The sequence below is a fragment of the Dyella psychrodurans genome (assembly GCF_003363265.1).
GTDB classification, from domain to species: Bacteria; Pseudomonadota; Gammaproteobacteria; order Xanthomonadales; family Rhodanobacteraceae; genus Dyella_B; species Dyella_B psychrodurans.
The window spans coordinates 123839-145606 of sequence record NZ_QRBF01000008.1 but is presented as its reverse complement, the minus strand read 5'-3'; the positions used below and the strand labels follow the sequence as shown (position 1 = coordinate 145606).

Genomic DNA, 21768 nt, shown 5'->3' with positions numbered 1-21768 from the left:
GGGTCAGCCTCCGGTGGATGCGAGATGGGGAGTGATGCCGGTGCGGCCTTCGTGCAGGAAGTGACCCTGTTCCTTGCGACCGATCTGCCCGCCGATGGCGCGTACCAGATCGTCCAACTGATCGTCCGCCTGCAGCAGCGGGCGCAGTGGAATGCCGAATTCGCCGAACAGGCACAGGCGCAGATCGCCTGTGGCGGTGACGCGCAGGCGGTTGCATCCGGCGCAGAAGTCTTTCGCATAGGGCGCGATGATGCCGAAGCGGCCGGCGTAATCCGGGTGCAGGTATTCGCGCGCAGGGCCCGCATCGGCCGCACGAGGCAGCGCTTGCCAGCCCGATTCCAGCAGTTGCGTTTCGAGCTTTTCCGCGCGCACGTGGTGATCGCGGAAGAACGGCAGGTTGTCGCCAGTCTGCATCAGTTCGATGAAGCGCACGCCGACGCGGCGGTCGCGCAGGTAGTCGAGCCAGCCAGGCAATTCGTCGTCGTTCACATCGCGCAGAAGCACTGCGTTGAGCTTGACCGACGGCAGGCCCGCCTCCAGCGCCATGTCGACGCCATGGAGGATGTCCTCAAGGCGATCATGGCCGGTGACCCGCGCGAAGACGGCGCGGTCGAGGCTGTCGACGCTGACGTTGATGGCATTCAGCCCTGCGTCGATCCATTCGTGCAGCCGGCGTGTAAGCAGGGTGCCGTTGGTGGTCATCGCCACTTTCGTGACGCCCGGTACGGCCGCCGCTGTGCGCAGGATGTCGGTCAGATCGTGGCGTACGCTGGGTTCGCCGCCGGTAATGCGCAGCTTGTGCATGCCCAGCTCGGTGAAGCCGCGCAGCAGGCGCGTGATCTCGGCCAGCGAAAGCGGCGCGGTCGTATTCGCGTCAGCGTGATACCCGTGCGGAAGGCAATACGTGCAACGAAAATTGCACGCGGGGATCACCGACAGTCGCAAATAAGGAAACCGGCGGCCGTAGCGATCAGCCAGCGGGGACATGGTTTTTGCTCCTTTCCAAAGCCGGGAGGCGAGAGCGTTTCCGCGTTCACCCTGGTGGCCCGAGGGCCACGGACGCCAAGCCGTATTCCCGAAGGAACCTAGGCTGGACGCCTCGGAGTTGTGGGTTTGTATGGGTGTAACTATCCGAGCATCCGAGCTTTTCGTCTAGTGCGTGAAGAATGCTCCAAGAAGGTGCGTGGCATGTGAACAGACCCACTCGAATGGGGTATTGATCAACCTGCACGGATGTCGTGGACCACGGCAACCAGGCGATCACGATGGGCCAGGATCAACGCCAGCTGACCAAGGATCAGCCTCGCCGCCTCATTTTCGAGGCCGTCGGAGGGAGGTGCCATGCTTTGTTCCGCTTCGCCGTCGGGTTGCGAGGTGGCGGTGTTGGTCGCCAGTGCGTCGGCAAGGTGTTCAAGCTTGGTGACGGCCAGATTCCCGGCAAGCGTTACGGTGTCGCGCGCGTGCGAATTGCCGATCGTCTCGCGGTGCGCGCCCAGCGCGGAAATGTGACCCAGCATCGTGTGCGCGATGGTCAGAAAACGCAGCAGATCCTCGTTACCGCGGCGCTGCCGGCCCGGCTCGCGAAGCATGTTGGCGAGCAGTCCGCTGAGGGCGGCATCGGCGTTGTGCGCGTCGCGGCGCGCGATGCGATAGGTAAGGTCGTCGCGTTTGCCGTGGATGTATTGCGCAATAACCTGCTGCAGGTAGTGCGCATCGGTGCGTACCGTGTTGGCCAGTACCTGATCGAGCTGGCGGCCTTGCCAGTCGGGCAGGATCAGGTAGATCGACAGCGCGGCGATGGCCGCGCCGATCAGTGTATCGAGCAAGCGCGGCCACATCACTTCGTAGCCGTTGCCAACCTGATTGAAGCACAGCACCACGAACAGCGTGATCGCAGCCGTGGCCATCGTGTAACGACGCAGGCGCGCGGCGAAGAACGCCACGGCAGACAGCACGATCAGCGACAACTGCCACGGCTCGGTCGGCAACAATCGCAGCGTTGCCCAGCCAATCACAACGCCCACGAGGGTGCCCGCAACCCGCTCCAGCATACGCAGACGGGTCGCGCCGTAACTGGGCTGGCAGATCAGCAAGGTCGTCAGCAGGATCCAGTAGCCGTGCAACGGGTGAACCAGATGGAGCACGGTGTAGCCGACCATCAGGGCGATGGCAAGGCGAAGCGCATGTCGAAAGCGCGACGAGCGCGGCGTCAACTGGATGACGATGCGTTCCCACGCCTCGCGCAGCGATTGCGGACCGGGGTTTTGCAGCGCGTGATCCTCGCTTTCCACGGACATGATGGGCGGCGTCTCGTTGTCCAGCTGCGCCTGGATGGCCGATATATTGCGCAGCAGCGCTTCCAGCGAGCGGAGCAGGATCTCCGACGGCCGTGGCGAGTCGTGACGAAGCGCTTCGATCGAAGCGCGCAAATCTTTTTGGGCGGCACGCACGTCCGTTTCGCTTGCATGCGCGGTGTGCAGGCGCAGGGCCTCTGCATGACGCCGGCATTGTTGTGCCTGCAGCCGCAGCATGTGCTCGCAGCGAAACAAGACGTCGCTGTGATAGAACGCCTCGGCCAGGGCTGCGTACGGATAGTGCGACGAGCTGATTCGCTCGTGGATGTCCTGTGCCATGAAGTAAAGCTGCAGGCGTGCCGCCGTTGCGCCGCGCGGCCGGCGCATGCCTATGCGGTCGATGAGCACGGCGCGCGTGTCGTTGAGTGCCTCCACCACGCGTTCGTTCTGCATCGCCAGAGTAAGCGACAGGGCATCCCGATCGACGCCGTGCACGGGCGTAAACAGCGCGGCTTTGCTTTCCATGTAATCGGCGAGCGTATCGAATACGCGGGCCAGTGCATGACGCACGGCGAGCTGTGGCGACAGCACGCTCCAGATCAGCGACAACACACCGTACCAAGTTGCGCCTGCGAGCATCTGCCCCGTCTCGCTCCACGCGTCCGGAAGTGGTCCCTGCGGCTGATCGGCACCGATCATGGTGTAGACGGCAAGGATCAGCGTACCGCCGGCAATCGTCGCATAGCGCGCGCTGATTGCGCCGAGCATCACCAGCGCGAACGTCATCAGCGGCAGTGCCAAAGCGAAGGCCAGCGGATACGGCAACAGCCATTCCACGGCATGCGCAACGCTCGCAAAGCAGAGCAGGGTGATCAGCAAGGTGGTGATGCGACTGCGCCAATGATCTTCCGTTTCCGCCAGCGCGCAGGCGATGATGCCCAGCATCGCCGAAATCATCGCCGACTCCCGATGCGTCACCAGGCAATAGCCGATCACTCCGCTCAATGCCAGCAGCACGCGCAGGCATTCGGCGAACCGGTCGGAGCCTCGCAGGCGGCGCCAGTAGTGGTCGATGGCAGAGCGGGAGAACATGGGCCGGCGTGTATTGTGCGTTGCACCATCATGCCACTTTTCCGGGGCGTTTGCCGCGCCAGCCGTTCGGTATGAGATAGATTGAAATCATCGCTGCTGCCGCGAACCCAGGATGCCCAACCCCAGCAACGGCTCACCGGAAGCCTTCGAACTCGACCACGTCAGCAAGCGCTACGACGGCGTGATGGCAGTGGACGAGGTATCGCTCAATTTCCCCGCAGGCAGCACGACCGCCCTGATTGGCAGTAGCGGTTCGGGCAAGTCCACGCTGTTGCGCTTGTTGCTGGGGCTGGAATGGCCGGATCAGGGACAGGTCAAGGTGGATGGTCGCCCGCTGGAGAATGGGCGGGTGCTGGAATTGCGCCGGCGCGTCGGTTACGTGATCCAGGACGGCGGCCTGTTTCCGCATCTGACCGCGTTGGGAAATCTCGCCTTGCTGCCGCATCACCTGGGATGGAGTCGGGAGCGCATCCGCGAGCGCGCCGAGGAGCTTGCGGCGCTCACGCATCTGCCGCAGGGCGTTCTGCAGCGCTATCCGGCAGAACTTTCCGGCGGCCAGCGCCAGCGCGTGGCGCTGATGCGAGGCTTGATGCTCAACCCGGACGCCCTGCTGCTTGATGAGCCGCTCGGTGCACTCGACCCGATCGTTCGGCACGAACTGCAGGACGAGCTCAAGCATATTTTCGAGCAGCTCGGCAAAACCGTGATCGTGGTGACGCACGACATCGCCGAGGCGGCATGGTTTGCCGATCGTATCGTGCTCATGCGCCATGGAAAGGTGGTGCAGGACGGGCGGCTGGAGGATTTGCGCAGGCATCCGGCGGAACCGTTCGTGACGCAATTCGTCGAGGCCCAGCGAACGCTGCGGGAATCGTCCCCATGAAGCGATGGATCGCCATGTTGCTTGCGAGCCTGCTGCTGCCGACCAGTTTGTCGGCCGCGCCTGTTCGCATCGGCTCCAAGCAATTCACCGAGTCGGTGATTTTGGGAGAAATAGCGCGCCTGGCGGCACGGCAGGCCGACATACCCGTGACGCATCAGCGCGAACTGGGCGGCACCAGCATTCTGTGGAGCGCGCTTGAGCATGGCGATATCGATGCGTATCCGGAGTACACGGGCACCCTCACGCATGAGCTGCTCAAGAACGTGCCGCCTGACGCGGACATACCGACCTTGCGCGCCGCACTCAGGCCGCTGGGCATCGGCATCACCGATTCGCTCGGGTTCGACGACACCTACGCGATAGGCATGTCCGAAGATCGCGCATCGCAACTGGGTATCGCGCGGATATCCGATCTTGCGCAACATCCGGCGTTGCGCTTCGGATTCTCGAACGAGTTCATGGATCGCACGGACGGTTGGCCGGGATTGCGACAACGCTACGCGTTGCCGCAAATGCAGGTGCGCGGGTTGGACCACGCGCTTTCCTATCGCGCATTGGCCAGCCATGTCATCGATGCGATCGATCTCTACAGCACCGACGCCGAAATTCCCTATTACCACCTGCGCGTGCTCGAAGATGACAAGCATTACTTTCCCCATTACGAAGCCGTGTTTCTCTACCGGCTTGCGCTGGAGAAGGATGCTCCGGCGTTCCTGGATGTGCTGAAAAAACTTTCCGGCCGCATCGACGAAGAGGCGATGCGGCACATGAATGCCTTGGTCAAGCTGCACGGTGAAAAGGAAACCGCGGTTGCAGCGAATTTCCTCGGCGTACCGCCGGATGTCGATGGAGCGGGATTGGCATCGCGGCTGCTGCAACGCACGTTGGAGCATCTGAAGCTGGTGCTGATATCGCTGATTGCGGCGGTGCTTCTTGCCGTTCCGCTGGGTGTGTTTTCGGCAAGGTCGAAACGATTGGGGCACGTGATCATGGCCGCCAGCGGCGTTCTTCAGACCATCCCGTCGCTGGCCATGTTCGTTTTCATGATTCCGTTTTTCGGTATTGGCACCTGGCCCGCCATTGCCGCGTTGTTTCTCTACAGCCTGCTGCCGATCGTGCGTAACACGTATGCGGGTCTCGTGGGCATTCCGCCAGATCTGCGCGAATCGGCGGCTGCTCTGGGCTTGCCGCGTGGGGTGCGTCTGCGCCGGGTGGAACTGCCCATGGCCATGCGATCCATCCTCGCTGGCGTAAAAACCGCCGCGGTCATCAATGTGGGTACGGCGACCTTGGGGGCGCTGATTGGCGCCGGCGGCTACGGCCAGCCTATCGTCACCGGCATTCGCCTTGACGACATTGGCCTGATTCTTGAAGGCGCCGTTCCTGCGGCCGTTTTGGCGCTGCTCGTGCAAGGCGTGTTCGAGGGAGTAGAGCGGTGGCTTACTCCGCGTGGCATGCGGATCGAGGCGCGCGATTAACGCTGTCACAAACGGCAAGTCTATGAAAGTTGGACTGGCGACGGGTGGCGTTCAGTTATCCGCTTGTTCAATGGCGGGGCAGGCGCTCTGTGGCCTTGTGTTAGTTCAAAAGAACGAAACGTTGACAAGCACTGCACAAAGCCTTGCATACAAGAGGATGGCGCTGGGGTATTTGAGCCGCTGAAGGTACATCACCGTTCAAGCTCGCGTGGCGTCCAGTCAGGCGACCTCAAAACCCTGGTCGGCATGACGCGAAAGATCGGTTCTCACGTCAGGAGGAATTTCATGAATCGCACGACCCTTGGCATCGCAATCGCCTGCATCGGACTGGCCCTTGGTGGCTGCCAGAACTCGTCGGATAACGGCGGTAATCCGCCGTCGTCGGGCGGCGGAAGCGCCCCCGCGCCTGCCGCGCCGGCAGCACCCGCTACGGCTGCTCCGGCTCCCGCTCCTGCACCTGCTGCACCGGGCACAGCTCAAACTCCACCAGCTTCACCGTCAACTGCTGCAGGCCACTAAGTTCGTTGTGACGTGATGTTGGTGACTCATTGCTTCCTCTTCGCATAGCGAGGAGGAAGCAAGGTCTCCTGCGTACCGCTGCGCCAACGGGACAGCGAGAACGTCTGCGTTCTCGCTGCCTTTTCGTGTGGCGTAGCCGAAATCTCGCTTTTTTCGATCTTTGTTATTGAACTAACCGTTCCACGATGTGGTCAGTTAGGTGAAGGAAAATAACGTTCTTTACGAGCGTGATAGCAAGCGTTGACCTGCGCTTCACAAATGCTTCTCTGGTGCCTGTTTTGCAGATCGTGCGTTGGCAGTGCGTTCATACTCCGTTGGGTTGCGGCTCAATAACGTTGCATAAATGGCCTGGATCGGCCTGTTTCGAGTGAGGATGGCATGAAGACTGTTCTGCTCGTCGAGGACAACCGAGATGTCCTCGAAACCACCGCGTACATGCTCGAAGATGCCGGCTACGAAGTCGTGGCGGCCAACAGCTCCGAGCAGGCCATGCAAGTGGCGTCGGTGCGCGCGGATATAGGCGTCGTTCTGACCGATCTGGATCTGAACGACCGGATGAACGGTATCGAGATGGGCGTGGCCATGCACGAAGACGGCCTTAAATGCCGGATGGTCGTCATGTCGGGAAGCGCTGAACCGCCCGAGGACGGGATGGCGTCGTGGATGACTTACCTGCCCAAGCCGTTCGATAAAAAAGCACTGCTCGCGGCGATCACCGGTTATATCTGACCGGTTCGCAAGCGGTGGCCCTGTCCCTTCGCGCAGAAGGGCGGTTTCCATTTCACTCCGTGCGAATTGCCACAATCGGCGGCACCTTGGCGGCGTATCGTGCCGGGCCGTGCACGGCAGCCTGGCCAAGCAGCCACAGAAGCAGCGGACCCCACATGAAGGCGCTCAAGGGCAAGCGCGGCAATTCGTAGAAGTTCATCAGGGCGAGATTCGCCAGGAATGCAAGCAGCGATCCAAGCACGATCCCGCCGCTGACAATCAGGAAATTCTCCACGTGAAAGTAGTGCAGAACGTCTGCCGCCGTTGCGCCAAGCGAGCGGCGGATGCCGATTTGCCTGCGGCGCTGGCTGACCCAGAAGCTGCTCAGCCCTACGATGCCGCCTGCGGTGGCCAGTAACAGCAATCCAGCGGCCAATGCCATCAGCGATGCCACGCTGCGGTCCGTCGCATAACCACGCTCACGTGCCTGAGGAAGCGTGACCACGCCATCCGCGGGATCGATCAACCTCACGTCTTCGCGTTTTGACAGGGCACCGAGCGCCGCCTTGATCACAGGCGCCATATCCGTCGACGTGGTGCGAACGATATACACCGTGCCGTCTGTATCGTCGAAGCGTGCGGGGAAAAGCACATTGTCCTCGTCGATGGAGCGTGTCGTACTGCCGGCGTAGGGGCCTTGCAGTGCGTCGGCGATGCCGATGATGGCTGCCGGCCCGTCCGCAAAATAAACGGTTTTGCCAAGGGCGGATCCATCGGGAAATAACTTGTTCGCAAGGCTGCGCGTAACGATCACGACAGGAGCGCTGATTTTGTCGTACCGTCCCAGTGCGGCAATTTCATCGCGGCGAAAATTACGGCCTTCAACCAACGAAATGCCGAACGTGTCGATGGCATGCTCGTCGGTGAAGTAGATGATCGAAAGCTTCGGGCGTGTCGTTTGGTCAGGCCTGAGCTTCAAACGGCTCAGCACGCCCCCGCCGCCCTCCAGCGGAAACGCCTCGCTCGAAAAAGCATCGCGTACGCCAGGTACTTTTCGTAAATCCGCGATGTCCGTGCGGATATTCGCATCAATTTGCACGGGGGTTTGGCCGTTTTTCCAATCGTTCCTGATGACGAAGATATGGGCTTCGTCAGTACCGCTTGGGCGAGACAGGTGCATCACCCGCGTGGCTGCGATAAAGAGGGCGTTGCTGGCCACGGCCAGCGTAAGCGCTACCTGCAGAACAATCAGCGCGGTTGCCATCTTGTGCCGTCCAAGCGCGGCAAGGATCGGGCGAATTTGCATGGAGATCTTTTTGAATGTCATCGAGCCGCGCTCATCCGTTGATCTTGATCTGCCATGCAGGCAGCGTTCTGGCGGCGCGCCAGGCCGGATACAAGGCAGAAGCAAGGGAGGCCGTAATGGCCAGCGAAAGCGTCAGAATCACCAGCGGAACGTCCAGGTGCACGAGACGCGCGATCTTTGGCTCGAAGAACAGGCCCACGCCGCTCATGCCAAGCAACGTCAACGCGAGGCCGCATACGCCACCCACAAAGCCGATGGTGGCCGCCTCTGTCAGAAATTGGCGGTAAATCGCCGAACGCGAGGCACCCAGTGCGCGACGCACGCCGATTTCCGGTGCGCGCCGCATGAAGCGGGCAAGCATCAGCCCCACGACGTTCACCATGGCAATAACCAGGAAACTGAAGGAGACCAGCATCGACAGGGTCGATGCCTTGGGTGTGACGCGTTGCACCGCCAACCAATCCATCAATCCACGTAAACGCGTGTTGGCAGGCCAGGCAAAGCGACCTGTGCGCTGCTGCTCCTCGGCATAGTTGCGCAGATATTGTCGATAGCGTTCGACATCAGACGCGGTCGGGAGCTCGACCCATGCGTTGATCCAAGCGCATTCACTGCGCAGGAAGCTGTCCCAGCCAGAAATGTCCGGGTCGCTTCCGTTGGCGCTGCAGTAGTAGGTCGCGCTGGCCTTTTTCAAATCCACCGCACGCGAGAAGGGTATATACAAGTATCCCGTGTCATCGAATGCGCTGAGCGGTCCGGTGCTTGCGACATCGAAGAATCGAGGGCGTGGATTCCAGTCATCCAGCACGCCGACGATACGGTAGGCATGCCCGTCCAACTGGATGTCATGTCCCACGCTGTTTCGCCCCCCGAATAGCCTTTGATTCAAACGCTGGCTGATCACAGCCACGGATGCGTGCCGGTTGTCGTCATCAGTGGACCAGCCGCCACCAAAGCGGAATGGTGTATCGAACATCGTGAAGAAATCAGCGGTCACCGCATCGCCGGCCAGGGACATGGATGACGCCAAAGGATTATCGGACGTCACTCCCCATTTCGTCGGATAGATCAACGTAAGCCGAGGCGCCTGATGCGCCTTCGAAAGCGCAACAGCATCGAGGTAGCTCAACGCTACGGGCGGTTCGCCCTGATTGTTCTTGCTGGGGCCGAAGTTATCGATCTGGGGGACGTAAAGCTCGGACGATCGCGAAGGGATAGGGTCTCCCGTGGTGGCGCGGAAGACCGCATAACAGATCATGGATGTCGCCACACCTACGGCGATCAATACGATCACCAGCGTCGTCAGCGCCTTGCTCCGTCGGCTGCTGCGCACAGCCAATTCGACGTAGTATCCCCACATAACGCCCCCTGTGACGTCGTCGGATAGTCTGCATCTTGGCGCAAGTAAATCGGCTCGTGCCAAGCCTTGCCTTCCGACGAAGTATCGTCGCAGATTGGTTGGGGCATGTCATGGAGGCTGGGATACCGCCGCTGGCAGCGTGGCGCACTACACCGCGTCGTAATGGGAGGCTGCAACGGAACCCAGGAACTTCCAGTTGATGCCGTTGATCAGCGAACTACTGACGTTGACCTTCGGCACTGGCAGATTTTTCGAAATCTGTTGGGATGGTTTTCAAAAGGCACACGACAAAATGACCATGAGCCACACGAAGACGCTTGTATTGGAGTCCACGCTTACCTGTCCGGAATGTGGTCATCAAGCGACAGAGGTGATGCCAACGGATGCATGCGTATTCTTTTACGAGTGCGCCGGATGCGGTGCCTTTTTGAAGCCTAAGCCGGGTCATTGCTGCGTTTTCTGCTCCTACGGCACGGTGCCGTGTCCTCCCGTGCAGGACGAGAACGCCTGTTGTGGAAATCGCTGACTGATCGTCAGAGGGGCGGTTTCCAGCAGATGACCTTTTCCAAGCGAAACGAGCCGTCGGCAGAAGGGCCGCCAGTTCATGGGGCGATGCCGGCATGCATGCGCCGTAAAAACAAAGGCCACCCGGGAGGGTGGCCTTTGTCGCTGAATAGGTTGGTGGGCGGTACAAGGATCGAACTTGTGACACCTGCCGTGTGAAGGCAGATTTTTTGGGTGCCGTGACGTGCCAAATATAAGTAAGTAGTTGATTTATAATGCCTGCATGTACCCGTACGTACCAGTACGTTTTCCGTATTTTTTCCGTATTTCGGCCCACTTTTCCGTATTTTTTCCGTACAATTTGGGCCTGTTTTAGTCGTTCCTGCAGGTACTTAGATGAGTCTGGATACTGTAAAGGCCCGTGAGAATCTCTCGTACCGGCGTGAGCCGTATTGGCAAAAACTGGCCCAGGGGCAGTTTCTTGGCTTTCGCCCCTCAAAACGGGGGAAAGGCGGTAACTGGATCGCTCGCTACTACGATCCGAACACTCAGAAGAAAGAGCTACGCACGCTGGGAGATTTCGGCCATCTGCTGGCAAGTGAGCGATTTAGCGCGGCGTCCAAAGAGGCGCGCGAATGGTTTGCACACCTATCTGGTGGCGGCGTGGCAGATTCTTTAACGGTCGGGGATGCATGTGACCGTTACGCTGATGGTAGGCCAGAGGCGCATCAGCGCTTCACTCGATACGTCTATAGCGACCCGATTGCCAACATACGACTGGACAAACTTGCATCACGGAATTTAGCGGATTGGCGTAAGCGGTTGGAGAGGACCGCTGTGATGGTCTCGCAGAGTGAGGGCAGCAATTCAATCACTCGCCCGCGTTCCGTTGCATCCGTGAATAGGGATATGGTTCCCCTGCGCGCAGCGCTGAATAAGGCTCGTGATGATGGTTATGTACTGACGGATATGGCTTGGCGCTTGGCGCTTAAGCCGGCCAAGGTGACGAGTCGACGCAATCTCTACTTGGACAAATCACAACGACTAAGGCTGTTGGAGGCGTTGCCCCCAGATGTTTCAGCGTTCTACCGCGGATTGTGCTTGCTGCCGGTACGACCCGGTGTGTTAGCGGCTCTTCAAGTAAAGGATTTCAATAAGCGCACGGGCGAACTCGTAGTTGAACACGACAAAGTTGGAGGAGGGCGCCGCCTAATGTTGCCCGATGAAACTGCGGCTTTCTTCAAAGCACAAACAATAGGAAAATTGCCGAGCGCATACCTCTTTACGCGAATGGACGGTCGGCCATGGAATAAAGAAGCTTGGAAAGGTCCGATTAAAAAGGCTGCTGAGAAAGTCAATTTACCCAAGGACACAGTGGTCTATACGTTGCGACATTCCACCATAACCGATCTAGTGACGGATGGCCTTGATCTACTCACCGTCGCGCAAATAGCCGGTACATCTGTTGTGATGATCGAAAAGCATTACGGTCACTTGAAGCAAGAGCATGCCAAGCTAGCGCTGGCTAAGCTGGGTCTATAGATCCCCACCGTAAAGGTGATGTTGCATCAGGTACATCATCGCCCTTCTCAATGTAAAAAAGCTTCATCGACAATAAGTGAAGCTTATGTGCGAGTAATACAGCAGAAGTTTCAGTCGCATAGAGGTGGTCCACCTATTCGGCTAGACGCATCATTGATACTTCCGTCCAACGGCCATGCGGTTGGAGCCAAGATGCTGGCGGTGCTTGCAGTCCACCGATATTTTCAGCCTGTCGCTCGGATGAAACGTATTCCTGCAAATTTGACGTGGTCGCCCGTGGGTGGTGGCACTAGCCAAGTTAGAGACATTTATCTCGCTCGGCGGATGGCCATGCACCGCTCAGCACTCGCTCCAATCGACCTCTGTCGCGTGCCACGCGAGCGAGCGTCAACGTGTATTGAAGGTCGTCCACCTCTCGTTGCAACGCTTCGGCCGCAGGCGATCTCATTTTAAATGCGCGGTCGGCCCAACGACGCTCTTCGTCAACTAGCCGTTCCAGCTGTTCGATGTCCGCATCCTTTAAAGCGCGAACATAGCTCAATTGCTCGTCAGTCGCGCTGCTTAGCGCTATCAGTTCATCGTCGGTCGAGATCATGAGGCGATGTCCCTCTAAAGCAACGCCATATCAATGTCGCTTTGAGATCGACCAGAGCGACGCGAACTTGAAGGTTTTCTTTCGACCTTAAAGCTCGCACGTTCCTGGTGGCGCACGAATGGCGTATTTCTTTCATTGGAGAAATACGTCACCGTTTCCAGTCGCTGAAGCCGCCTGCGGCAAGACGAATATGAAAGAATGCGCAGCGCCATCGTTACCTGCACTCAATCTGTGAAGTCCATTTTGGAATTTTCAGTGACCTTGTTTATTGGCGGCAACACCAGCTAAGCAGCCGATCTGCCTACTACCAATCCATTAAATGCCCAGGGGGTTGGCATTAGATGAGCCATCGTGAACTCAACTTTGATCTCGGCGACGAGATTGCAGCAATGCGCGACGTTGTGCGGCGATTTGCCGAGCGCGAGATCGCGCCAATCGCAGCGCAGATAGACCACGACAACCTATTTCCGCAGGCGCTGTGGCGCAAACTAGGTGACGTAGGTCTGCTGGGCCTTACGGTGGAAGAACACTACGGCGGCGCCAATCTCGGCTATTTGGCTCACGTGATCGCGATGGAGGAAATATCTCGAGCCTCGGCCTCCGTCGGTTTGTCGTACGGTGCGCATTCCAATCTTTGCGTAAATCAGTTGCGTAGGAATGGTAGCGAGCTTCAGAAAAGAAAGTATTTACCAAAGCTTGTCTCCGGCGAACATGTTGGTGCACTAGCAATGAGCGAATCGGGTGCTGGCTCGGATGTGATGGGCATGACGTTGCGTGCTGATCGCAGGGGTGATCGCTACGTTTTGAATGGCAACAAGATGTGGATCACCAACGGTCCAGACGCCGATACGTTGATTGTTTATGCCAAGACTAACTCTTCGTCCGGGTCACGGACCATCACTGCATTCATTATCGAAAAAGGTTTTTCGGGATTCTATACAGCGCAGAAGTTAGATAAGTTGGGTATGCGTGGCTCCAACACTTGCGAGTTGGTGTTCGAAGATTGTGAGGTTCCGATAGACAATGTACTTGGAGCTGTAGATTGGGGTGCTTCGGTGCTTATGTCGGGGCTTGACTATGAGCGCGTAGTGCTGTCGGGCGGACCTCTAGGCATTATGAGAGGTTGTCTGGATCTTGTCGGTCCTTATGTGCATGAGCGTGTGCAATTTGGAAGATCGATAGGAGAGTTTCAATTGATGCAGGCAAAACTCGCTGACATGTACGTTGGTTTTTCTGTATGCCGTTCATATGTCTATGCTGTGGCGAAGGCTTGTGATCGTGGCGAGACAACACGCAAGGACGCAGCGGGTGCAATTCTCTATTCGGCGGAGAAGGCTACATGGATGGCAGGGCAGACTATTCAGACACTTGGTGGAAATGGCTACATCAATGAATTTTCAGCTGGTCGATTGTGGCGTGACGCCAAGTTGTATGAGATTGGTGCCGGAACCTCCGAAATACGTCGCATGTTAATCGGTCGCGAATTGTTCTCGGAAGGAGCATGAAATGTGGCGCTTAGAGGGACTTTGAAATGAGTGTCCTTAAGTCGAACATTCAGATCCGTAGCGATGAGTTCATCCGCAATGCGACGATGATGCAACAACTTGCGGACGACTTGCGTGAGAAAACTACGCGCGTATCGCAGGGTGGGTCCGAGACCGCTCGTGCTAAGCATCAGTCGCGCGGCAAGCTACTCGCACGAGAACGCATCAATGCGCTACTCGATCCTAGCTCCCCTTTCCTTGAATTGTCACCACTTGCGGCGCTGGGTATGTATGGTGATGACGTACCTTGCGCAGGCGTCGTCACCGGCATCGGTGAGGTACAGGGGCGAGAATGCATGATCATCGCCAATGACGCTACAGTTAAAGGGGGTACGTACTATCCACTGACAGTGAAGAAACACCTGCGTGCGCAGGAGATCGCGCTGCAGAACAATCTACCTTGTGTTTACCTAGTGGATTCGGGTGGCGCTTTCCTGCCAATGCAGGACGAGGTGTTTCCGGACCGCGATCACTTCGGCCGAATCTTCTTTAATCAAGCCATCATGTCTGCCCGAAACATTCCGCAGATTGCTTGCGTCATGGGCTCGTGTACTGCTGGTGGAGCTTACGTCCCAGCTATGGCTGATGAGACTATCATCGTCAAGGATCAGGGAACAATCTTTCTCGGTGGTCCGCCGTTGGTGAAGGCAGCAACTGGTGAAGAAGTCACAGCTGAAGATCTTGGTGGCGCCGACGTGCATAGCCGTATCTCTGGTGTGGCCGATCATCTCGCCGATAACGACATGCACGCGCTGGCGTTGTTGCGACGGTTGGTGTCAAACCTCAATAGGCGCAAGCCCTTGAGCGTCGATATTACTGCGCCAGAGGAACCTCTTTATGATCCTCATGAGCTGTACGGCATTATTCCTGCCGATGTGCGTAAACCCTACGACGTTCGCGAAGTCATCGCACGTCTGGTCGATGGCAGCCGTCTTGATGAATTCAAGCAGCGGTACGGCAGTACCCTCGTCACCGGCTTTGCGCGTATTCATGGCTATACGATAGGCATCGTCGCAAGCAACGGCGTTTTGTTCTCGGAATCGGCGCAAAAAGGAGCGCATTTTGTCGAACTTTGCGCGCAACGCGGCGTGCCACTTTTATTTCTTCAAAATATCAGCGGCTTCATGGTCGGTCGCAAATATGAGAACGGGGGCATTGCTAAGGATGGCGCAAAGATGGTGACAGCCGTGGCCTGCGCCAAGGTACCCAAATTCACAGTATTGATCGGCGGTAGCTTCGGAGCAGGTAACTATGGCATGTGCGGACGTGCTTATTCACCGCGGTTTCTTTGGAGTTGGCCCAACTCACGCATTTCGGTGATGGGCGGCGAACAGGCTGCCGGAGTACTTTCGCGTATTCGACGCGACAGCTTGGAAGCGAAAGGTCGAAATTGGAACGTAGAGGAGGAGGATGAGTACAAGGCGCCGATTCGAGCTCAATTCGAAGAGCAAGGCCACCCCTATTACGCTACCGCTAGATTGTGGGATGACGGTGTCATTGACCCGGCCCAAACGCGCCGGATGTTGGCGTTAGCTCTCTCCGCTTCTCTCAACGCGCCGATCAAGAAGACCAATTTCGGTGTGTTTCGCATGTAGGCGTAACCCCATGAATGTCAGTGGTGAGCCCTTAATGATTTGTGGGGTAGATGCAGTGCAAATAGGAAGAGAAATTTGGAACCATTGCGCCGCCTTCGGCGAGGTCGTCATCGGAGAACAGGCGCAAGCATTCGCACCTAGATTTAGCGAAATTTTTTTTCACTTTTTACGACTCGTTGTCCCGATCGACACGGATATCGCTAGCGCGACTGAGACCTATTATCAAAGAATAGTTGGAAAGCACCCTCATTTCATGCGGTTGGAAAATCCTGGCGAAAGAGAGTGGCTCCTGCACCTTAGGAGCCTATTTGATGAGCGAGAGCCAGGGCGAACGGCTTCGAGATGAAAACTCAAAATTTCAGCAATCCAAACTTTCCACGGAGCGAAGACCTGAATTGGGGGGCGGCTGGGCGCTTTGATAAAGTGCTGGTTGCCAATCGCGGTGAGATCGCCTGTCGAATCATCAAAACCTGTCGACGCATGGGTATTCAGACCGTAGCAGTTTATTCGGATGCGGATGCCAACTCTCGACATGTCCGCCTGGCGGATGAGGCGGTGCGCATAGGCCCGGCACCAGCCCGGGAAAGCTACCTCCTTATCTCTCGCATCATCGACGCTGCACGAAGCAGTGGTGCACAGGCAGTGCATCCGGGCTACGGCTTCCTGTCTGAAAACGAAGCCTTTGCATGGGCCTGTATTGAGGCGGGAAAGGTATTCATCGGCCCGTCAGTGGCTGCCATTCGCGCAATGGGCAGTAAGAGCGACGCCAAGGCTCTGATGGAGAATGCCGCGGTGCCACTTACTCCGGGTTATCACGGTGCGAATCAAGACGTCGCATTTCTGCGTGAACAGGCGGACTTGATTGGTTACCCAGTGTTGATCAAGGCATCTGCAGGTGGAGGGGGTAAAGGGATACGTCGTGTGGATGCGAGCGGGGAGTTTGAAGCGGCATTGATGTCGTGCAAACGCGAAGCCGCGGCCTCATTTGGCGACGATCGGGTACTCGTCGAAAAATACCTATTGCAGCCTCGCCATATAGAGGTCCAAGTATTTGGCGATAGTTACGGTAACGTGGTGCATCTGTTTGAGCGTGATTGTTCGGTGCAACGGCGTCACCAAAAAGTGCTCGAAGAAGCGCCGGCACCGGGAATGACTGATGAGCGTCGTGAAGCAATGGGCAGAGCTGCCTGCGCAGCAGCTCGTGCCGTCGGTTACGTCGGTGCTGGCACCGTTGAATTTATTGTCGGGCCAGACGGCACCTTCTATTTCATGGAGATGAACACGCGTCTTCAGGTTGAGCATGCGGTCACGGAGATGATCACAGGGCTCGATCTCGTGGAGTGGCAGTTACGTGTCGCAGCGGGGGATGTGCTTCCATTGCGGCAGGAGCAGCTAGCTATCCGTGGTCATTCGATCGAAGCTCGCATTTATGCTGAAGATACTGATAAGAACTTTCTTCCTTCCGTCGGCCGGCTTATACATTTGATGCCTCCGCCGGAGTCGGCCCATGTTCGAGTCGATACAGGGATCGAGCAAGGTGACGAGATAACCTCGTATTACGATCCCATGATTGCCAAATTGATTGTCTGGGACGAGAGTCGAGAGCAGGCGTTGCAGCGCATGGTGGCTGCTCTCGCACAGTACCAGGTGGTCGGCGTTGCCAGTAATATCGATTTTCTCTCTCGACTGGTGACATGTACGTCCTTTGTCAAAGCGGAGCTCGACACATCACTCATCGAGCGAGAAAGGGATGCATTGTGGCGAGAGCAGAGTGTGCCCACCTCAACAGTGCTGTTGGCGGCTCTGGCGCACTTACTATATGAGCGGCGCGAAATATTGCCTGCAGCGGGTGATGACATTCATTCGCCTTGGAGGCATTTGGATGGATGGCGTCTCAATGGTGTCTTGAAAAGGCGTTTGACGCTTCTCCATGGCGATTTCGAATTCTTCGTGGACGCTGAGTACTCGCGAACCTCATATTGCATGACATTGAACGAACATCGTTACATGGTAAGCGGCGAGTTGACCTCGGATGGCGTGACTCTCGCTTGGATAGATGGGGAACGAGTTAGAGCAACGGTTTTCAAGCACAATAAGGCGCTATACATCTTTGCTGATAACTGTTGCTGTGCATTTACGCCGGTCGATCCGCTGGAATACTTGGTCAAAGCCAGTTCTGATGGTGGAGGTCTACTAGCACCTATGCCGGGAAGGGTGGTGGCCCTTTTAGTAAAGCCAGGCGAAATGGTCACGAAAGGCACGCCTTTGCTGGTACTCGAAGCGATGAAGATGGAACATGCCGTGATTGCACCTGAAGACGGTTTCGTTATCGCTTTTCGCTTTGCTACGGGTGAACAGGTGAGCGATGGCTCACAACTCGTCGATTTCGAAAGGAGTCTCTGAGCATGGCGACGGCAGTACGTATTGTGGAGGTTGGCCCGAGAGATGGCCTCCAAAACGAGCCTCACGTTATCTCTACTGCCGTGAAATTGGGGTTGATCGAGCGACTTGAGCAAGCAGGTTTAAGGACTATCGAATCAACCGCGTTTGTTTCATCAAAATGGGTGCCACAGATGGCAGACCATACTCAAGTGCTACTAGGCATTGCGCGCAAGCCGGGTATTGCCTATCCCGTGCTCGTTCCCAATCTGAAGGGCTTTGAGGCAGCACGGTTAGCTGCTGCTGAGGAAATTGCTGTCTTCGGCTCTGCTTCAGAGACCTTCTCGCTGAAAAATATTAACTGCTCCATTGCGGAAAGTTTGCGCCGATTTGCGCGCGTGCTAGAAGCAAGTCGTGCAGCGGGAATTCGGGTGCGCGGGTACGTTTCGTGTGCGCTTGGTTGCCCCTATGAGGGCGATGTCCCGCTCACAAAGGTTGCGGAAGTGGCCAGTCGTATGTTTGAGCTTGGATGCTATGAAGTTTCTATGGCAGACACTATCGGGGTTGGAACACCGGGGAAGACCAAGGCGATGTTGGCCGCGGTCGCCGATCGCGTACCCCGTGAACGATTGGCTGGGCATTTCCACGACACTTATGGTCAGGCGCTGGCCAATATCTACGCCGCACTCGAATCGGATATTGAGGTCTTTGATGCATCAATTGCAGGCTTGGGCGGCTGTCCGTACGCAGCTGGTGCTTCCGGAAACGTAGCGACCGAAGACCTCGTGTATATGTTGAACGGTCTGGGGGTTGTCACTGGTGTAGACCTGGATGCTCTTATCGATGCTGGCGATTACATTTGTGAGGCACTCAGCATTAGGACGCGCTCACGCACAGCGCTTGCGAAACGTAATAAGCGCTTGCTCTAGCTGTACTGACTCGAGAATATCGTTACTTAAAAAGAGGCGCGAACAGCGCCCTTTATTCGCGGCGCTGCGGCGTTGTCGAAATTAGTAACGACGCCAGCCTGCGCTCGATCACTCAAAAGCGTATGGTGTGGGGGTGACGCCGGGTTCAGAGTTTTGATCTCTGCCTCGCGCTCTTTGGCCCTAGCATCCCTAAGCACTCATTGCCTCCAGGGTGCTCCACGCAGTCGCTAAGAAGCCTCGCTTCTTTGGCACTGCCGAACGCGCCACCAGGCGATCAAGCGACTCCAGTCGGCCAGTGGCGGATGCGATCAACTCGCCACCGGAATTGAGAAGATGCGCCTCGATATCGACGCTCTGTTCGTTGCGACGCAAGACACAGGCGTCAGCCGTCCCAAGCGGGACGGCCACAGGTGGCGGCGAGGCGAAGGTAATGCGAAGATCCTGCAGCTGTAGGGACGCGTCGCCCACGTTGGAAAGTGCGATGGCGTTGGCCATGGCGCGCGTCAACGCCGAGATGGCTTCCACATTGCGGGTGTCGATGAGGTTTGTCATGTTTGCCTCTGATCAGGCCGTTGCCCGTGTTTTTGCAGCGGCGGCGCTGCTGGCAAGCGCTTTCTCAATCATGTCCGCCTCCATCTTCCGCGCAAAAGAAGCTGGCACGATGGCGTTCATGATGCGGTTCAGACGGCCGGGAATGACTTTGGAGCGATTTTTGCGCAGACCCCTGAGGCCCTCAGATACGCATTGCTCGACGCTCATCGGTTTCAGCGCCATGTTCTTCGGATCGAAGCTGAACTTTTCGAGTACTGGTGTGTTCGTAATCCCAACTGCCAGTACAGTGACGTAGACACCTAGAGGCTTGAGCTCATAGTGAAGCCCTTCGCCAAGACTGTGCACGTACGCCTTTGCGCCTGCGTCATTCGATATACGGGGAATGCCGCTTTCCGCACCCATTGCCCCCACGAGGATCAAGCCGCCCCGCTTCCGCTCAGCGAGCTTCCAGCCGAAGTGATGGGCTATGTCTAGATGCGACATGGTGTTGAGTCGCAAGGTGGCATGAAGCAGCTGTCGATCGAGCTTCAAGAACTCGCCCGGGTTTGCCGTGCCTGCATTGGAAACGACAAGGCCGATGTCGAGATTGTCAGTGGCAGAGGTGAGTTGCCCGATAAAATCATCTCGGGAGACATCAAGCGCCACGGCTCGATGCGCGACACCGTAATGCTGGCTCAATTCAACGCCTACTTCCTTAAGCAAGGCCTCCCGCCGCGCAACAAGGACGACGTTGATCCCCGACGCTGCGATTTGCCTCGCAAATTCCTTGCCTATTCCGGACGAGGCTCCCGTGACGAGTGCCCAGGGGCCGAACCTTCCTTTATCGAGTACGACTCCCATACTTTTGCTCCGTTTGCCCGCTAGGGCTTGCTGCGTGTGTCGCGTCATAAATGACTCAGCGCCCACTAGCAATCGATGATGAGTTAGTCGCCTGGCTTACAAATCGAAACAGATCGATTCTTTTGTCAGCCAGGTCTCTTGTGATGTCGCCAGACGGTCTTCGAATAAACGCAGGGGAAGCTCAATCGACTTTGTAGACGCGGCCGGTTTGCACACCCAGAATCGAGCGTTTGTAGGCCTGTGCCACTCTCCACCCTTCGACCGGAATTACGCCGGGAAAGAACTGACCCATATGAGCTTCGGATTCCTTTAGGATCGTAGGATTCACCACATTGATACGCAATCCCTTGGGAAGTTCGACGGCGGCAGCCCGAACAAAACCTTCTAATGCACCCGAGACAGTTGCACCCGTGACACCGGCGAAGATCGGTTCTTCATTAAGAACGCCCGAGACCAACGTGAATGATCCGCGCTCGTTGATGAAAGGGATCGCCTCCTGAACCAGACTGATCTGGCCCATGAGCTTGCTCCCCAACGAAAACTGCCAATTTTCAGCGGTGAGCTGCGAAAGTGGGGCGAATACGACTTCGCCTGCCGCAATGGCCACGGCGTCAAATGAACCGACGACTTGATAGAGCTGCCGGATGCTTTCTCGGCTCTCGATATCGACTTGGAAATCGCCTGACTTGCGTCCGACCTTGACGATGTCATGGCCGGCGCCGGCCATGGCCGTTTGAACCAGTTTACCGATCTTTCCGTATGCGCCAATTAAAACAATTTTCATAAAAACTCCATTCGGTCTGCTTAAAGCTTGCTGTGTCATACGACCGCTTCGTTATCCGAAGTCTATGTCAGTTAACTAACTTAGTGCAACGTGCAGTGTATTCCGCTCGCTTCAGGCGCCGCCATATCGGCCTGCGGGTCAGTCCGCCTGGCGCCTCACAAGCTTCGAATCCAACTCTTGAGGCGCTTGGTCTCCGCGGTCACAAGACCGGAGTCATGAAAAGCATGGGCCAGGACGGATACGCCTTGCAAGGCGGAGAGCAGGTGTACGGCTAGGCCGTTGGAATCTTTTCCCTTACCTAGCGCGCGGAACTGGCTCTCGATCCAGGCCACGTGTTGAGTGAAGATCTCGGTCGCTTTGGTGGCGACCGAGCCACCCTCTTTGTGGAGCTCGGAGCAAAACGTCCCGATCGCGCAGCCGCGCTTTGCCAACCAATCCTTGTTCTCGAAGACACTATGGACGCAGGCGCAAAGCCGATCCTTGGGTGATCCACCTTCGTCCCATCGCTGCCGCTGCGCGGCAAGCTGCGCCAGCCTCCATTCGACGATCGCCTCGCCAATCTCATCTTTGGTCTTGAAGTAGTAATAGACGTTACCTAGAGGAACCTCGGCTTCGCTCGCGATGTCGGCTAGTGAAGTGGCGCCGAACCCGTTCTGGTACGCCAAATCCACGGCCGCACTAAGCAGCCGCGATCGTTTATCGATTTGTGTCCTAGTCATAGGCATAAGTCCGTCAACTAACTTGGATATATGACGGGCGGGCAAACCTGTCAAGCCCTTCGGCTTGCTTTTGGCCAGCCACTGTCCTTGATCCTGACGTACCTGATGGGGCGGTCTCTGCTCTGTGAAGCACGTTTGATTGCAA

At 57.2% G+C, this 21768-nt stretch carries 18 protein-coding genes and 1 riboswitch; of the genes, 9 read left to right on the top strand and 9 right to left on the bottom strand.

Annotation, left to right across the window (positions count from 1 at the left end):
- Positions 1 to 3 precede the first annotated feature (3 nt).
- Complete coding sequence (gene moaA / locus DWU99_RS18400) at positions 4 to 987, bottom strand: GTP 3',8-cyclase MoaA (RefSeq protein ID WP_115479547.1); 984 nt, start codon at positions 985 to 987, stop codon at positions 4 to 6.
- A riboswitch (molybdenum cofactor riboswitch) is annotated at positions 980 to 1117 on the bottom strand. It overlaps the preceding gene by 8 nt.
- A gap of 103 nt (positions 1118 to 1220) precedes the next feature.
- Positions 1221 to 3386, bottom strand: coding sequence for a YccS family putative transporter (gene yccS, locus DWU99_RS18395; protein ID WP_115479546.1), 2166 nt, complete (start codon positions 3384 to 3386; stop codon positions 1221 to 1223).
- Between the two features lie 112 nt (positions 3387 to 3498).
- Between yccS and DWU99_RS18390 the strand changes: the two genes are divergently transcribed.
- The 3 genes from DWU99_RS18390 to DWU99_RS18375 all read left to right on the top strand — a co-directional run bounded on the left by DWU99_RS18390 (position 3499) and on the right by DWU99_RS18375 (position 6995).
- Entirely contained in the window at positions 3499 to 4269 is a 771-nt protein-coding gene (locus DWU99_RS18390) for an ATP-binding cassette domain-containing protein (protein WP_115479545.1), read from the top strand.
- Positions 4266 to 5747: an ABC transporter permease/substrate-binding protein gene (locus DWU99_RS18385; RefSeq protein ID WP_115479544.1), complete on the top strand. Its 1482-nt coding sequence runs from the start codon at positions 4266 to 4268 to the stop codon at positions 5745 to 5747. The genes DWU99_RS18390 and DWU99_RS18385 overlap by 4 nt, the downstream gene beginning before the upstream one ends.
- Positions 5748 to 6644: 897 nt before the next feature.
- Positions 6645 to 6995 (top strand): response regulator, encoded by a 351-nt coding sequence (locus DWU99_RS18375; protein ID WP_115479543.1) that lies wholly within the window; start codon positions 6645 to 6647, stop codon positions 6993 to 6995.
- Positions 6996 to 7047: 52 nt separating this feature from the next.
- On the opposite strand, the gene DWU99_RS18370 is transcribed toward DWU99_RS18375, so the two are convergent.
- Together DWU99_RS18370 and DWU99_RS18365 are read right to left on the bottom strand one after the other, a co-directional pair.
- A complete protein-coding gene (locus tag DWU99_RS18370; RefSeq protein ID WP_115479542.1) occupies positions 7048 to 8301 on the bottom strand; it encodes an ABC transporter permease in 1254 nt (417 codons plus the stop codon).
- 10 nt (positions 8302 to 8311) lie between these two features.
- Complete coding sequence (locus DWU99_RS18365) at positions 8312 to 9640, bottom strand: ABC transporter permease (RefSeq protein ID WP_115479541.1); 1329 nt, start codon at positions 9638 to 9640, stop codon at positions 8312 to 8314.
- 199 nt (positions 9641 to 9839) lie between these two features.
- On the opposite strand from DWU99_RS18365, the gene DWU99_RS21265 reads away from it, so the two are divergent.
- Together DWU99_RS21265 and DWU99_RS18355 are read left to right on the top strand one after the other, a co-directional pair.
- Complete coding sequence (locus DWU99_RS21265; RefSeq protein WP_484488890.1) at positions 9840 to 10166, top strand: GDCCVxC domain-containing (seleno)protein; 327 nt, start codon at positions 9840 to 9842, stop codon at positions 10164 to 10166.
- Positions 10167 to 10540: 374 nt separating this feature from the next.
- Positions 10541 to 11686, top strand: coding sequence for a tyrosine-type recombinase/integrase (locus DWU99_RS18355; protein WP_115479540.1), 1146 nt, complete (start codon positions 10541 to 10543; stop codon positions 11684 to 11686).
- 298 nt (positions 11687 to 11984) lie between these two features.
- Here the strand turns inward: DWU99_RS18355 and DWU99_RS18350 are convergent, their stop codons facing one another.
- Complete coding sequence (locus DWU99_RS18350) at positions 11985 to 12281, bottom strand: hypothetical protein (RefSeq protein ID WP_115479539.1); 297 nt, start codon at positions 12279 to 12281, stop codon at positions 11985 to 11987.
- A gap of 341 nt (positions 12282 to 12622) precedes the next feature.
- Here DWU99_RS18350 and DWU99_RS18345 point away from each other — a divergent pair, with 341 nt between their 5' ends.
- The 4 genes from DWU99_RS18345 to DWU99_RS18330 all read left to right on the top strand — a co-directional run bounded on the left by DWU99_RS18345 (position 12623) and on the right by DWU99_RS18330 (position 18728).
- On the top strand, positions 12623 to 13786 hold the full coding sequence (locus tag DWU99_RS18345) for an isovaleryl-CoA dehydrogenase (RefSeq protein WP_115479538.1): 1164 nt from the start codon (positions 12623 to 12625) through the stop codon (positions 13784 to 13786).
- A gap of 26 nt (positions 13787 to 13812) precedes the next feature.
- Complete coding sequence (locus tag DWU99_RS18340) at positions 13813 to 15420, top strand: carboxyl transferase domain-containing protein (protein WP_115479537.1); 1608 nt, start codon at positions 13813 to 13815, stop codon at positions 15418 to 15420.
- A gap of 342 nt (positions 15421 to 15762) precedes the next feature.
- Positions 15763 to 17823, top strand: a complete 2061-nt coding sequence (locus DWU99_RS18335; protein ID WP_115479536.1) for an acetyl/propionyl/methylcrotonyl-CoA carboxylase subunit alpha — start codon at positions 15763 to 15765, stop codon at positions 17821 to 17823.
- 2 nt (positions 17824 to 17825) lie between these two features.
- Positions 17826 to 18728 (top strand): hydroxymethylglutaryl-CoA lyase, encoded by a 903-nt coding sequence (locus tag DWU99_RS18330; protein ID WP_115479535.1) that lies wholly within the window; start codon positions 17826 to 17828, stop codon positions 18726 to 18728.
- A 189-nt stretch (positions 18729 to 18917) separates the two neighbouring features.
- On the opposite strand, the gene DWU99_RS18325 is transcribed toward DWU99_RS18330, so the two are convergent.
- The 4 genes from DWU99_RS18325 to DWU99_RS18310 form a co-directional block, all read right to left on the bottom strand.
- A complete protein-coding gene (locus tag DWU99_RS18325; RefSeq protein WP_115479534.1) occupies positions 18918 to 19280 on the bottom strand; it encodes a hypothetical protein in 363 nt (120 codons plus the stop codon).
- A 12-nt stretch (positions 19281 to 19292) separates the two neighbouring features.
- A complete protein-coding gene (locus tag DWU99_RS18320) occupies positions 19293 to 20120 on the bottom strand; it encodes an SDR family NAD(P)-dependent oxidoreductase (RefSeq protein ID WP_158543356.1) in 828 nt (275 codons plus the stop codon).
- A 181-nt stretch (positions 20121 to 20301) separates the two neighbouring features.
- Positions 20302 to 20904 carry a short chain dehydrogenase gene (locus tag DWU99_RS18315; RefSeq protein WP_115479532.1) on the bottom strand — a complete coding sequence of 201 codons (603 nt, stop codon included), beginning with the start codon at positions 20902 to 20904 and terminating at the stop codon, positions 20302 to 20304.
- Positions 20905 to 21059: 155 nt separating this feature from the next.
- Positions 21060 to 21623 carry a TetR/AcrR family transcriptional regulator gene (locus tag DWU99_RS18310; protein WP_158543354.1) on the bottom strand — a complete coding sequence of 188 codons (564 nt, stop codon included), beginning with the start codon at positions 21621 to 21623 and terminating at the stop codon, positions 21060 to 21062.
- Positions 21624 to 21768: the final 145 nt, after the last annotated feature.